Annotated in this window: 12 protein-coding genes; 6 read left to right on the top strand and 6 right to left on the bottom strand. The window is 57.3% G+C overall.

The window, feature by feature from the left end:
• Positions 1–35: 35 nt before the first annotated feature.
• Positions 36–1,562, top strand: a complete 1,527-nt coding sequence (locus ACXADZ_RS19515) for a trimethylamine methyltransferase family protein (protein WP_475199069.1) — start codon at positions 36–38, stop codon at positions 1,560–1,562.
• A 280-nt stretch (positions 1,563–1,842) separates the two neighbouring features.
• Here the strand turns inward: ACXADZ_RS19515 and ACXADZ_RS19510 are convergent, their stop codons facing one another.
• Positions 1,843–2,217 (bottom strand): hypothetical protein, encoded by a 375-nt coding sequence (locus tag ACXADZ_RS19510; RefSeq protein ID WP_475199068.1) that lies wholly within the window; start codon positions 2,215–2,217, stop codon positions 1,843–1,845.
• A 111-nt stretch (positions 2,218–2,328) separates the two neighbouring features.
• A complete protein-coding gene (locus ACXADZ_RS19505) occupies positions 2,329–3,285 on the bottom strand; it encodes an oxidoreductase (RefSeq protein WP_475199066.1) in 957 nt (318 codons plus the stop codon).
• A 90-nt stretch (positions 3,286–3,375) separates the two neighbouring features.
• Here ACXADZ_RS19505 and ACXADZ_RS19500 point away from each other — a divergent pair, with 90 nt between their 5' ends.
• Positions 3,376–3,924, top strand: a complete 549-nt coding sequence (locus ACXADZ_RS19500) for a TetR/AcrR family transcriptional regulator (RefSeq protein WP_475199065.1) — start codon at positions 3,376–3,378, stop codon at positions 3,922–3,924.
• Positions 3,925–4,049: 125 nt separating this feature from the next.
• Here the strand turns inward: ACXADZ_RS19500 and ACXADZ_RS19495 are convergent, their stop codons facing one another.
• On the bottom strand, positions 4,050–4,934 hold the full coding sequence (locus ACXADZ_RS19495; RefSeq protein ID WP_475199063.1) for a LysR family transcriptional regulator: 885 nt from the start codon (positions 4,932–4,934) through the stop codon (positions 4,050–4,052).
• A 229-nt stretch (positions 4,935–5,163) separates the two neighbouring features.
• Between ACXADZ_RS19495 and ACXADZ_RS19490 the strand changes: the two genes are divergently transcribed.
• From ACXADZ_RS19490 to ACXADZ_RS19475, 4 genes are read left to right on the top strand one after another with little or no spacing between them, the layout of a single operon-like run.
• Entirely contained in the window at positions 5,164–7,617 is a 2,454-nt protein-coding gene (locus tag ACXADZ_RS19490) for a GcvT family protein (RefSeq protein ID WP_475199061.1), read from the top strand.
• Positions 7,618–7,631: 14 nt separating this feature from the next.
• On the top strand, positions 7,632–9,152 hold the full coding sequence (locus tag ACXADZ_RS19485) for a trimethylamine methyltransferase family protein (RefSeq protein WP_475199059.1): 1,521 nt from the start codon (positions 7,632–7,634) through the stop codon (positions 9,150–9,152).
• 56 nt (positions 9,153–9,208) lie between these two features.
• The gene (locus ACXADZ_RS19480; RefSeq protein WP_475199058.1) at positions 9,209–10,222 is read left to right on the top strand and encodes an Ldh family oxidoreductase; all 1,014 of its coding nucleotides are present in this window, start codon (positions 9,209–9,211) and stop codon (positions 10,220–10,222) included.
• An 11-nt stretch (positions 10,223–10,233) separates the two neighbouring features.
• Positions 10,234–11,475 (top strand): NAD(P)/FAD-dependent oxidoreductase, encoded by a 1,242-nt coding sequence (locus ACXADZ_RS19475; RefSeq protein WP_171672519.1) that lies wholly within the window; start codon positions 10,234–10,236, stop codon positions 11,473–11,475.
• 53 nt (positions 11,476–11,528) lie between these two features.
• Here the strand turns inward: ACXADZ_RS19475 and ACXADZ_RS19470 are convergent, their stop codons facing one another.
• Genes ACXADZ_RS19470 through ACXADZ_RS19460 form a run of 3 tightly spaced genes read right to left on the bottom strand, consistent with a single transcriptional unit; the run spans position 11,529 to position 14,391 of the window.
• A complete protein-coding gene (locus ACXADZ_RS19470; RefSeq protein ID WP_171672517.1) occupies positions 11,529–12,524 on the bottom strand; it encodes an ABC transporter ATP-binding protein in 996 nt (331 codons plus the stop codon).
• Positions 12,521–13,555: a Gfo/Idh/MocA family protein gene (locus ACXADZ_RS19465; protein WP_475199056.1), complete on the bottom strand. Its 1,035-nt coding sequence runs from the start codon at positions 13,553–13,555 to the stop codon at positions 12,521–12,523. Before ACXADZ_RS19465 ends, ACXADZ_RS19470 begins: the two co-directional genes overlap by 4 nt.
• Positions 13,552–14,391 carry a carbohydrate ABC transporter permease gene (locus ACXADZ_RS19460; protein ID WP_171187418.1) on the bottom strand — a complete coding sequence of 280 codons (840 nt, stop codon included), beginning with the start codon at positions 14,389–14,391 and terminating at the stop codon, positions 13,552–13,554. The genes ACXADZ_RS19465 and ACXADZ_RS19460 overlap by 4 nt, the downstream gene beginning before the upstream one ends.
• Positions 14,392–14,398: the final 7 nt, after the last annotated feature.

The following is a 14,398-nucleotide window of genomic DNA, read 5'->3' as shown; positions in this document are numbered from 1 at the left end:
TCTATCGCGGTCAAAATGCGGCCGAAGGAGCAAACATGGCAGGGCAGCGTGGAAAGAGAGGGGGCCGTCGCGAACGGCTAGCTGCGCGCGCAGCGAAACCGGCTGTTGATCCTTGCCCTCCGGGTCAGTTTGGCGGAGCCTACAAACCGCTCAGCGATGCGGATCTGCGGCGCATTTACGACACCTCTCTGGACCTGCTGGAACAGCTGGGCGTTGGTGAGGTGCCGAAACGCCTGCAAAAAGACCTTTTGGCTATTGGCGCTATCGACAATGGCAAAGGGCGTGTCCTGTTTCCGCCAAAGCTGGTGGAGGAGGCCATCGATCAGGCCGCAAAGACGTTCATACTGCATGGCCGGGATCCGGCCCGATCCATCGAGGTGGGTGGCAACAAGGTCTATTTCGGCACCGGTGGCGCGGCGGTGCAGACACTGGATTTGGACAGCGGTCTGTACCGGCCCTCGACATTGCAAGACCTGCACAACTTCACACGGCTGCAGGACACGCTGGCCAATGTCAGCTGGTACACCCGCTGTTGTGTTGCGACGGATGTGCCGGACAATTTCGATCTGGACGTCAATACAGCCTTCGCGCTGATCAAGAACACGACCAAACCCACGGCAACCTCGTTCACGCTGGCTGAATATGTCGCTCCGATTGTCGAGATGCTGGACATTGCAGCAGGTGGACCGGGCGAATTTGCCAAGCGTCCGTTCATGAAGGCGCATATCAGCCCGATGATCTCGCCCATGCGCTATGGCGAGGATGCGGTGGATGTGGTCTATGAGTGCATTCGGCACAATATCCCGATTTCGTGCATCACCGCCGCGCAGGCGGGGGCGACCGCGCCCGCCACGCTGGCCGGGTTTCTGGCGCAATCACTGGCGGAAACACTGGCCAGCTTGCTTATGGTCCATGCGATCCAGCCCGGTTTTCCGATGGTCTTTTCCAACTGGCCGCTGGTGATTGATCTGCGCACCGGTGCGTTCTCGGGGGGCAGCGGTGAGACAGCCGTGCTCAATGCGGCCTCGGCGCAGTTGTCTAACTGGCTGGGATTACCCTCGGGTGTGGCTTGTTCGATGACCGATGCCAAGGCGATTGACGCGCAATATGGCATGGAGAAGGGCATCACCTCGATGGCGGCGGCCCTGGCCGGAGGAAACCTGATCTATGAAAGCTCGGGCATGACCGCATCCCTGCTGGGGGCTAGTTTTGAGGCGTTTGTGCTGGACGACGAAATGCACTCGAACACCTACCGTGCGCTGCGGGGGATCGAGGTGAGTGATGAAAACCTGGGCTTTGATGCGATCTGCGACGCGGTCCTGGGCGAGGGGCATTTTCTGGGTGGTCAACACACCTATGCGGCGATGGAGCGGGATTATTTCTATCCCACGCTTGCCGACCGTGATGAGCCGCGCACATGGGCGGAAAACGGGGCGCAGGATGCATGGGCCCGCGCCCGGTCCCGTGCGCAGGACATCCTGGCCGAACACAAGCCCCAATATCTGACGCCGGAGCAAGAGCGCGAAATTCGCGCGAGGTTCAATATACTAAGCCCGGCTTAGCCATTGCCAGATGGCCGGGACATATGATCAGGCTTCGTATCTTTCGATCCATCAGCTCCAGCAAGGATCGGGATCAATCCAGCGTCGCCACGATGGACTAGGTGCGGGAAAAGCTTTTGACCGGAAGGCGGAGCAGCCGAAGTCTGTTTCAAAACCGTTGGGCGTGATCAAACAGCAAAGGCGTCTTGATGCTCCATCCGGCCCCAGCCGCGACCATCGCCACTAAAGTCTGATTGGTGCTGCGTTCGAAGAGGTTGTGTTACCTGCAGTTGGAGGGAATTCAGTTTGACCTGACTTTTGGTTCCGTACGCCAAAGATGGATGCCAAATCCGATCATAGCAAATTGCACAAACAGGCGCGTTATCGAGGCCCAAAGAGGCGCGACAACCGGATCGGGCCGGAACAAGTCCCAGATGTGGAACGGCAAATAGGCGGTGCACAACATTGCTGCGAACAGCCCGCCATAGGCTCGGAATTTAGGTAAGACCAGGGCAGCGGCAATTGCGATCTCGGCGACACCGGCCAGAATATGCGCAGGAGTCTTGGGAATGAATGATGGCATGAACCCATCAAATACAGCCGGATAAACAAAATGGGTTATCCCGCCCGTCATCAGGAACAGGGCAAATAGCCAGACAAACAGCGTTTTGATCACGAGCCGCTCCGTGTGATGGGAGAATTTACAAATGGTCCGGGCGAAGCTTTTGCGCCGCCCGGACCTGTTTCGTGAGTGAGGGGGATATCGAGGGGGTCTGTCTTTAAGTGGTTATGCCGCGTGTGCGACGGCAGGCAGGTTGAATTCAAACCCGACCAGCTGCTCGCTTTTTGCCCACAACTGACGCTGCTTTTCGAGATCCAGTGCGTGATCTTTCACCTTGGCGTCGGAAACCGGGCCGCGGGATTCACCCATTTTTTGCGGGCCGTAATATGCGCCACGCTTTGCTTCGGTTCCGGCGGCGGCAAGCACCGTCGGATAGGCTCCGGCTTCGGGGCGTTGCGCGGCCAGTTTGTTCATCACGGCCAGCATGGCTTTCATAAAGCCGGTCGGGCCGGTAGATTGCAGGTTGGTATCGGTATAGCCAGGGTGGCAGGCGACGCAGATGGCCTTGCTGCCGGCAGCCTTTAGGCGACGATCCAGTTCAAACGCGAACATCAGGTTCGACAGTTTGGACTGGGTATAGGCCTTCATTGGCGTGTATTTGGTGTCGGTCATGAAATCATCCAGATCCAGAGGTCCGTACTTGTGAACCAGGCTGGATAGCACAACAACACGGCCTTCGGCAGCTTCAACCAGATCCAGCAGCAGGCCGGTCCATAGGAAATGGCCAAGATGGTTGGCCCCCATCTGCAGGTCAAACCCATCAACGGTCTTTTCCTGCGGGGTCATCATGATGCCTGCGTTGTTGATGAGGCCGTCGATTTTGGTATAGCGACCGCGCAGTTCCTCGGCCGCCTTGCGGACCGACGACAGATCGCTGAGGTCCATAAGGATAAGGTCGACCTTGCCCTTCGAGGACGCTGACAGCTTGCGCTGTGCGGTTTCACCTTTTGCGCGTGAGCGGCAGACCATTACAACGGTCGCGCCTTTTTCACCCAGCATCCGGGCGGCTTCATAACCGATGCCCGAATTTGCGCCGGTGATGACATAGGTCTTGCCATTCAGTTCCGGGAGTTGCGAGGGCTTCCAGCTACTGAAGCCCGAGTCAGTGATTTTCTGTTCCATCCGAGGGGGTCCAATCGATATAGGTTGCAGACGGGTATATTCTTGTGTACTCTATTTACAAACACGACCCAAAATGTCAACAAGGTAAAAATGAAAAAATCGTCAAACGCTTTCGAAGTCCTGTCTGTCTTTGCGCAATATGGCTTTCGCAAAGTGTCCATGAATGACATTGCCGAAGCTGCTGGTTTGTCGCGTCAGTCGATCTACAACCAGTTCGGATCGAAAGAAGCCGTTCTGGAATGGGCTGTCAGAACAGTGCTGACATCGATGACCAATGCGGCCCTTGATGTTCTGAGCCAGGCAGAAGGTTCGCCCCGGGATGTTCTGGCCCGGGCGTATCAGACTTGGATCGGAGATCACGTGGCCATATGGCGGGGCACGCCTCATGGTGCCGAGATTATGGAATTTGCCATCGAATCCGCGTCAGATGCCGAAATGGATTACAGCGCAGAGTTCGAAAAAGCCCTGTCGGGTTATTTGGTGAAAGCAAACGTGGTACCAACACCCGAAGCGGCGGCGGATTTGGCCTTTCTGCTCACGACTGTTTCAACCGGTCTTTTGTTAAAGACTACAACCAGCGAACAATACGCCGCTGGTATGACCCGCGCTACAAGCGCGCTTCTGGCTCATAGTACCTGAACCGAATTTAAACGGAGTCGGTCCCCGCAAATGGGTGCTGAGAAGGGAAAAGAAACGACCACTTTGGCTCTGATTTCGGTTCCCCATTTTGTTGACGAGCGAACATTTCAGCAAAGTGTTGGCTATCAGTTGGAATCCTCGACCAACCATTTGTAGACCAATGCAGCCCGATCCGAAGAGGTGTTGTGTAGCACGACGTAAAAGTCCAAAGGGGCTGACAGTGTCTGTGGCAAAAACTTGGCCAGTTTGCCTGACCTAACCAAACCTGCGGTCAGCCCTTCCCATCCCAGTACAGCGCCCATGTCATCCTGTGCAGCTTGCAAGGCAATGGTGTAATTGTTCACCCTGTGCCCCGATTTGAGTGAGCCGGAGTAACCCAAACCAGCCGCCCATTCCTGCCAACCTGTCCAATCGGTGCCGGGCGCGTCCAGATGTATAAGTGGGATTTTGGGCAGGTCCTGCAGCTGTTCGACTTTATTTTGCCGGACAAATTCAGGGCTGGCCAAAGCCATGATCCGGTCCCGGAACAAAACATGATGCGTGCCACGTTCGCGTGACGCGTCACCATACCTGATGCTTATGTCACATTTTTGCGTGTCGTATCCCAAATCAGTGACGACTTGTGTGACAGAGATATGTCCGAAATTCTTCCAAAACTGCGCCAAGCGGGGTGTCAGCCACAACGAGCTGACTGCAGTGCTGGATCGTATCGTCACACCTGAACGATCGTATTGCGAGCGCAACTGCTTGAGTGCCTCGCTGATCCCCTCAAACCCACGTTGCAAAGCAACCAGCAAATAAGCGCCGCTTTCGGTGAGTTCCACACCTCGGTGATGGCGCTGGAACAACGCGCAATTGAGTTCAACCTCGAGCGCTTTGACCTGATGACTGATGGCGGCCGGAGTAACATTCAGTTCACTGGCGGCCTGTTTGAAGCTGACATGGCGGGCGGCGGCTTCGAAACTGATCAGCGAGCTGAGCGGTGGGAAATCGTAGGGACCATAGGGCAAGGTGGTTTGACCTGTATTATGAGGTTTCGGTGTATTTAAGTTATCCTAGGCGTATTCGCATTAGCTGAATTTGCCCAGAGTGAATTTTTTTGCGATTGCGGTCTTGGCCTGTGAGCGCAAAGAATTGGGTAAAGCAGCATGTGCTGTGCTGAATCCCTGACCCACCAAGTTTCCGCCTTGCGGAGCGGCGTTGGTCGGGGTTTCAGCGCAGTGGGAGAGGAGAAAACAAATGCAGTCACATGCCGAAGTTGTTGTTGTAGGGGGCGGCTGTGTCGGAGCCTCGATTCTGTACGGCTTGACCGAGCATGGGTGCACCGATGCCGTTATGTTGGAACGGACGACGTTGACCTCGGGCTCGACCTGGCACGCGGCGGGCCTGTTGGTGACTTTTGTACGCTCTCACAACGTGTCGAAGATGACGATGGAGACCATCCGCATCTATACCGAGGTCGAGGAAAAGATGGGCAGCTCGGTTGGGTTGCGCAAAGTCGGCCAGCTGCGCGTTGCTAACACCGAAAAGCGCTGGGACGAATTCCAGTCTTATATCTCGATTGCCGAAGCCGCCGGCGTGCCGTGCAAACTGCTGACCCCGGAACAGGTGGCCGAGGTTCACCCGCTGTTGAACCAGTCTGAACATATCCGGGGCGGTATCCTGCATACTGAAGACGGCTATGTGAACCCCGCTGACATTACCATGGCAATGGCAAAGCTGGCGCGTGATGCGGGAGCAAAGGTTTACCAGAACACCGAAGCGCAATCTTACAAAAAGCTGGAGAACGGGCTTTGGAAGGTGACCACCGACAAGGGTGAGATCACCTGTAAGCATCTGATCTTCGCCACCGGCAACTACGCGCGCGAAAACGCGCGGCGGGCGGGGTTGGATCTGCCTTGTATTCCAATCGTACATCAATACTGGACCACCGAGACCGTGCCGCTGCTGAAGGAACGCCGTGCACAGGGGCTGCCGGAATTCCCGATCCTGCGCGACGAGGATTACGGCGCATATCTGCGCGAGGATGTGGGCGGGATTCAGTTCGGTCCGTATGAATTCACCAAGGACCTCAAACTGTTTGCCGAGGATCGCGTGCCGCCTGATTTCGGGGCCGATCTGCTGCCTGAGGATTTCGATGCGGTGGAAACCCAATGGGAACGCGCCATTGAGCGTGTGCCGACTCTCGGCGAGGTTGGTATAAAGGCCAACACACGCGGGCCGTTCCAGATGACCCCGGACGAATTGCCGTTGGCGGGCCCCGCGCCGGGGCATGACAATCTGTGGCTGGCCGAAGGTATGCCCGGCGGTATTCTGTGGGGCGGCACAGTCGGCAATCGTCTGGCGAAATGGATCGTGAACGGTGACCCGGGTATGGACATGTCCGAACTCGACCCACGCCGTTTTTCCGACTACGCCTCGAAGCGCTGGACGATGGACAAGGTGCGCGAGACCTGGGGTACCCATATGGACGCGCATATTCCGGGAGAGGACTTCCCGGACGCGCGCCCGATGAAAACCATGGGGTCTTATGATCTGCTAACCGCACATGGCGCGGTTTGGACCAGCTTCAACGGATACGAGTTCCCCCGCTGGTTCGCCAAATCCCCCGCGGAGGCAATCCCCGAACACAGTTTCCGCCGCACCGACCACATGGAACTGGTACAGGCCGAGGTCCGCACGACCCGCGAAGAGGCCGGGTTCATCGAAATGTCGCCGATGACCAAGTTCACCGTGCGTGGCCCCGGTGCCGCAAAATGGCTGGACAGTCTGATGGCCAACAAATTGCCGAAGATTGGCCGCATGACCCTGTCGCTGATGTTGAACGACAAGGGCGGAATGGATGCGGAATACACCATCGTTCGATATGCCGAGGATGATTTCTATCTGATTTCGACCCCTAACTGGCGCGCATACAACTGGGATCAGTTGCAGCGCTTGCTGCCCAAGGACGGCTCGGTCGTGTTGGAGGATATCTCGGAACAGCTGGGCGTGATTGCTTTGGCCGGTCCGAAAGCTCGTGAGATTCTGCAACCGCTGACCGACAACGACTTGTCGAACGAAGCTTTCCCGTGGCTGTCGGCACAGATGGGTGAGGTAGGGTATGCCAAAGGTGTTCATCTGCTGCGCGTCTCGTATACCGGCGAGCTGGGATGGGAGCTGCACCACCCGGTCGGATATAACCGCCATTTGGTCGATCTGCTTCTCAAGGCTGAGGTGAAGCCCTTTGGCCTGGAAGCACTGGAATCCATGCGGCTTGAGAAATCCTATCGCGCGATCAACCGCGAGATTTGCAAGGACATGACACCTTACGAAGCTGATCTGGGTCGCTTTGTGGCCATGACCGAAAAGGTCAATGGCGAGATGGTCGAGCGGGAGTTCATTGGAAAGGCTGCGCTGCAAAAGCAAAAGGCAGAGGGTGGTTACAACACGTTGGTGACTCTGAAACTGCCGTTCTGCGATACCTCGGTGATGTTTGACGAAGGTGTGTACGCCGATGGCAAGCTAATCGGGCGCGTCACGTCGGGTGGATTTTCCTACTACTGCAACCACGACATCGCGATGGCCCTTGTGCCACAGGACATGACCGCACCGGGCACGAAAATGCAGGTGATGGTTCACAATGAAATGCGCGAGGCCGAGGTGATCGACGTTTGCGCTGTTGACCCAACCAGCGCGCGCGCTCGGGCCTGAGAAGGAGAGCTGAAATGGCACAAGCACGAGGACGGTCCACCCGTGGTGGTGGACGCGCGGCACGCGTTCAGGCCCGCACCAACCCACCCCCGGTCTACCTGCCGACCCTGAACCGTAAGGTCGGACCCATTGACCTGCTGGGTCCTGAGGGGGTCGAGCGTATCCACAATGCTGCGATGACCATTCTGGAAACCACCGGCATTGAGTTTCGCGATCCGGTGGCGTTGGCTGACTGGAAGAAATATGGCGCGGATGTTCAGGGCGAGCGCGTCCGTATTGGGCGCGACATGCTGATGGACCTGATCTCGTCAGTACCTTCGGAATGGGCTTATGCGGCACGCAACCCAGAGAGGTCTTTGCATGTGGGTAACGAGCACTCGGTCTTCGCGAACGCCTATGGCGCACCCTTTGTCTATGATCTTGACGGCGTGCGCCGCCCCTCGCAGTTGGAGGATGCGCACAACTTCTTCAAGTTGAGCCAGATGAGCCAGTCGATGATGGTTCCGGGTATTCTGCCGGTGGAACCGCAGGATGTTCCGGTTCCGCAGCGCCATCTTGAGCTTGTCCACGCGGCGCTGACGCTGACCGACAAGCCGATCAAAGGTTCGGTATTGTCAGAACAGGCGGCGCGTGACTCGGTGGATATGACCCGGATCGTGTTCGGAGAAGAGTTTGTAGATAATAACGTAATTATGGCTGCGCTGCTGAACTGCAACACGCCGCTGGTCTGGGATGAGACCATGCTGGAAAGCCTGCGCGTCTATGCAGCGGCCAACCAGCCGTGCCTGTTGTCGCCCTTTGTTTTGGCGGGCGCTTCGACCCCGGCCAGCCCGCAAGGCGGCGTGGCGCTGTTGATTGCGGAATCCTTGGCGGGAATGGCCTATAGCCAGATCATCCGACGCGGCGCGCCGATGGTTCTGGGTGTGGCAATCATGGGCGTGTCTATGAAAACCGGCGCGCCGATGATGGGGTCGCCTGAGCCGGGATTGATGAACCTGTTGGTGGGTCAGATGGCGCGGTTCTATCAGGTGCCGTGGCGGACCTGCACAATGTGGACCGGGTCAAAATCGCCCGACATGCAGGCCGGTTTTGACACGGCCAACACGATGTGGCCCGTGCTGCTTGGCGGGGCAAATTACATTGTGCACTCGGCCGGTTTTCTGGAAGGGGCGTTGGGGGTCAGCTACTCGAAATGGGTGCAGGACACGTTGCAGCTTGAGAATTTCCATCGCTTCTTTAGCGGGCTTCAGGACGAAGATCTGGGCCCGTTGCTGGATGACATCGCCCGGATCGGCCCCGGAGGGCATTTCCTGGGTACGGACCACACGCGTGAAAACCCGATGCATATGAACCACTTGCAAAACAACGATAGTTTTGAACAGTGGGAGGCAGAAGGATCGAAAACGGCTGAGGTTGTTGGCAATGAAGCCGCGCGGCGGATGCTGGACAACTATGTGCAGCCTCCGATGCCTGACGATCAACGCGGTGCGCTGGACGAGTTTGTCGCCAAAAAGCGCCGGGAATACAGCAGTTAACTCTGACGTGGGCGCTGGCGCGCCCCGTTACGCTCTACAAGGACAGGATCACCCAGATGACGGAAATCTCGACGAAAACGTTCTCACTCGCAGAGGTTAGGGAACTGGCTAAATCGGTCCTTGTGGCGGCGGGGATGGATGCGCACGGCAGTGCTGTTTTGGCGGAAATCGTCACCCGGTCTGAACGGGACGGTCCCCGCAGCCACGGGCTGCGCATGTTGCCGGTCTACGTGCAAAGCTTCACTTCGGGATATGCCAATCCGGCGGCGTCGCCCAAGGTTGAGCGTATCGCCCCCGGCGTTTTGCGCGGGGATGGTGACAACGGGTACTATCAACTTGTAGCAGGAGCGGCGCGGGACGAGCTGATTGCGATGGCACGTGAAAACGGCATTGCCTCTTTCACCTGTGCCAATTGCCACCATTTGGCAGCGTTGCGTTTTGACACCGAACCACTGGCCGAGGCGGGGTTGGTGGCGCTGGGAGTTGTAAACTCTTTGTCGATGGTGGTGCCACAGGGTGGTGTGCGGCCGGTATTCGGAACGAACCCGATGTCTTTCGCCTGCCCGCGCGAGGGGGCCGAGCCGGTTGTTTGGGATCAGGCGTCATCGATGGTTGCGCTGATGGATATTCGTATGGCCGCGGCAGAGGGGCACGATCTTCCGCGCCCGGCGGGTTTGGCCCTGGATGGTCAGCCCACTGCCGATCCAAATGCCATTCTGGAATCCCGAAGCCTGCTGCCCTTTGGCGAGCACAAAGGGGCCGCGATTGCCTTTCTGATCGAAGTCTTAGGCGCGGCGTTGGCCGGTGGCACGCTATCGGTCGACAATACCGAGCGTGTAGAGCATGGCGCTTTGAACATCAAAGGCGGGGCCACGTTGATCGCAATTGATCCTACGCGCTTTGGAAACCCGGGTTTCAATGACTACGTCAAGCGTATCTGTGCGGAAATCGAAGGCAACGGCTCGGCCCGTGTTCCGGGTGACGGACGGTTGAAAAACCGCGCCACCGCTCAGGAACAGGGCGTAGTTGTTAGTACGGAGTTGTTGTCGCAACTGCATGATTTGCAATAGGAATGCTGCAGATGGAAGAGGTCGCGGTTGTCGGCGGTGGCATTGTTGGCATTTCATGTGCGCTGGCGCTGCAGGCTGAGGGACATCAGGTTACGGTTTTTGAGCCCAACACCGTCGGTGAGGGGGCAAGTTGGGCGTCATGCGGTTGTATTGCCGTAGGTGAAATTGTTCCCTTGTCGCAACCCGGAATGATGTTGAAAGTGCCCGGATGGTTGCTAGACAGCGAAGCGCCCTTGTCGTTGCGTCCCAGTTCAGCGTTGAAGTTGTTGCCGTGGTTCACGCGGTTCACAGCGAACGCTCGCCCGTCAAAGATGCGCGCCATCGCGGCGGATCTGGCGCGGCTGACATTCTCGGCCACGGCGGATTTCAAAGCCCAGTTGGATGACATCGGCCACCCGGAATTGCTGATCGAGCGCCCGATCATCAAGCTGTTTGACGATGACGCTGACAAGGCGACTATGGGCGCTGCCTTTGATCTTGCGCGCGAACTTGGATGCACTATTGACGAGATTTCGGGCCATGAAGCTCATGAACTCGACCCCGCTATAGCGCCTGATTTCAAATATGCCGCGTTGTTGCGCGACTGGAGCTATGTGACGGATCCGAAACGTTTGGTTGAAGTTCTGCATCAAACGTTCCTAAAGCGGGGCGGCATCGTCAAACGGGCAGGGGCTGCAGGGTTCGACCGAGAAGGTCGACAGGTGCGCTCGGTCAGGCTGACCGATGGCACGGTGGCGCCAACAGGACGCGTTGTTTTGGCTGCTGGCGCCCGATCCAAAATGCTGGCGCGAGATTTGGGCGTTCCAATCCGGTTGGAAGGCGTGGCCGGATACTTAACGGCTCTGTCTGATCCGGGTCTGGAACTGAAGCACACGATTTTTTATCCAAAGGGAGGGTTCGGAGTCACGCCATACGATGGGGCCCTGGCTGTCGCCGGAACGATTGAGTTCGCAAGTTTGGATGCAGCGCCGAACTGGAACCGGGCGGATGTGCTCGTCCGGCGGGCGCATCGTGTCTTGCCCGGCTTAAAAACAGAAGAAGCTGAACGACGTATTGGGTATCGCCCCTTCACCCCTGACACGCGTCCGATCATTGGGCGCAGTGACCGTCTGGACAACGTTCATTTCGCCACGGGTCATGGTCAGCTTGGGCTGACTTTAGCGGCCACCACGGCCCGATTGGTCGCGGCTGATATGGCCGGGCAAAGCCCTCATGTCGACATAGGGGCCTTTTCACCAGACCGCTTTGCCTGATGGTAACGCACAGGTCATTTGGCTGACTGGGGCGGGTGAAGTTCAACAGAGGTTTAGGCGAGCCGAGCGCCCTGCGTATCAAAGCGATAACTGCGATCCGGTGTGAAACCAATATGTATCTTTTGGCCGGTTGCGACCTCGTGTTGACCGAACAGGCGGGCTGTAACCTGATGACCTTGCATCATTGCGATCACGTTGGTGTCCCCTCCCAAATGCTCGACATGGGTCACTTGTGCGCTCAAAGGGCTTTCATCTGTCAGATAGAGGTCTTCGGGCCGGACCCCCATTGTGATGTCTGTGCTTTCTCCAACTAAGCTGGCGGGGAAGAAATTCATCGATGGTGCGCCAAGGAAACCGGCGACAAATTGATTGGCAGGATTGTTGTACAACTCCATCGGGCTGCCAACCTGTTCCACACGCCCGTCGCGCAACACGACGATCTTGTCAGCCAACGTCATCGCTTCGGTCTGATCATGGGTGACATAGATCATCGAGGCATCGAGCTGCTGGTGCAGGTTTGCGATTTCAAGCCGCGTGTTCATACGCAAAGCTGCGTCCAGATTGGATAGGGGTTCGTCAAACAAAAACAATTTGGGTTCGCGTACGATGGCTCGGCCTATGGCAACGCGCTGACGCTGGCCGCCGGACAATTCAGACGGGTAGCGGTCGATGTAAGGTTCAAGGTTCAGCATCTTACTGGCCTTGGCAACACGTTCCTCGATGACCTGCTTGCTTTGACCTTCCTGTTTCAGCGCCAGCGACATGTTTTTGCGCACGTTCAAATGGGGGTAAAGCGCGTAGCTCTGGAACACCATCGCGATACCGCGTTTTGAAGGCGGGGTGAGGTTCATCACTTCGCCGCCTATGCGCACTTGGCCTGATGTAACATCCTCAAGCCCCGCGATCACACGCAGAAGAGTGGACTTTCCACAACCCGAGGGGCCGACGAAGACGACAAACTCACCGTCTTCCACTTCGATGTTGATGTCCTTGAGCACCTCAACAGTGCCAAAGGACTTGTTCACGTTCGTAAGCGTCAGGGCGGTCATGTGCGTGCCTCTTTCAGCGAAATGGGTTGGCCAGTACGGATGCTTTCGTCTGCTGCCAGACAGATGGCCAGCGATTGCACGGCGTCATTCATGTGGCGGGTTAGATCGATGTCGTCAGCAATAGAGCGCAGCATATAGGCCTGCTCTGCGTCGCAAAGCTCCTGATGGCCGGGTTCGTCGGGCATGTCGATCTCCCTTTCCCCTTCGGGGCGGTGGACCAAAATGCCGCCGACCTTGGTGTGGCCGTCGATATCTGAGGATGCGCCCTTGTTGCCATCGGTGATCGAAACCGACCCGTTGGGCGAGACGATGTCTTTCACGAAAAACGCGGTCTCAGACATCATCGGGCCCCAACCGGCCTCGTACCAACCGACCGAGCCGTCCTCGAAGACCACCTGAAACTGTCCGTAATTGTACATATCTTCGGCGATCTCATCGCTCAGGCGCAGGCCCATGCCATGTACGCGCACCGGGTCCGAATCCGTGATCTGGCACATCACATCGACGTAATGCACGCCGCAATCGACGATGGGCGAGGTGGTTTGCATTAGCGCCTTATGCGTTTCCCACTCGGCCCCGCTGCTTTGCTGGTTGAGGTTCAGGCGAAACACATATGGCCCGCCAAGGTCACGCGCCTCGGAAATCAGGCGCATCCACGACGGGTGATGGCGCAGAATGTAGCCGATCACCAGTTTGCAGTTGGTTTGGGTGGCCTTTTCGACAACGCGTTTGGCATCAGCCACTGTGGTGGCCAGTGGTTTTTCAACGAAGACATGCGCGCCAGCTTCCATCGCGGCGCAGGCATAATCGGCATGGCTATCGGAATAGGTGGCGACAACGACCAAATCCGGATTTGTCTCGGCCAACGCCGAGTGGAAGTCCGAATAGGCAGGATACTGGCCCAGCTCGGGGTGATCCACATGACCGGACCTGTTCACCAATCCCACGATTTGCGCGTCCGGATGGTGGTGATGGGCCAGCGCGTGGCTAAGGCCCATATTGCCAAGGCCAGCAATCAGAACTCGGGTCATTTGACAGCTCCTGAAGTGATGCCGCGGATCAGTTGGCGCGAGAAGATGACATAGAGCACCAGCACCGGCAGGATTGCCATCGACAGGGCCGACAGAACCGCATTCCAATCGGTGACGAATTGACCGATGAAGACCTGACTGCCCAGCGTCAGGGTTTTGGTCTCCTCCGCCGGGGCGAGGATCAGCGGGAACCACAGATCGTTCCAGATCGGGATCATGTTGAATACCGCGACCGTTGCCATGGCAGGGCGGACGAGCGGCAGGACAAGACGGAAGAAGATCGTATATTCCGACAACCCATCGACCCTGCCTGCATCCTTCAGGTCGTCGGACACCTGTCGCATGAACTCGGACAGGATAAACACCGCCAACGGTAATCCTTGTGCCGTGTAGACAAGGATCAAGGCCCAAAGCGTGTTCACAAGCCCGGTGGCCACCATCATCTCGAGGATCGCGACAGTACCGATACGGATTGGAATCATAATCCCAAGCGCCAGATAGAGACCCATCAGCAGGTTGCCCTTGAAGCGGTATTCACTGAGGGCAAAGGCCGCCATGGCACCAAAAAGCAGGATGAATGCCAGCGACACCACCGTAACGATCATCGAATTCTGGAAATAGAGGAAGAAATCCCCTTGTTTCATCACCGTCTGGTAACCGATCAGCGAGAAGCTCTCAGCGTCGGGCAGGGCAAGCGGTTCGCGAAAGATGGCGCGGCGGGTTTTGAAGCTGTTGATGATGATGACGAAGACCGGGAACAGGGCGATCAGCGTGTAAAGGATCAGCGCCCCGTGCATGGCGGCGGTGTTCAGCGGGTTTTGGCGTGCTTTGTTCATGGCCATG

The sequence above is a fragment of the Ruegeria sp. ABM4_193 genome, assembly GCF_056158705.1.
The sequence above is the reverse complement of the archived record's forward strand: the minus strand, read 5'-3'. Positions and strand labels throughout refer to the sequence as shown.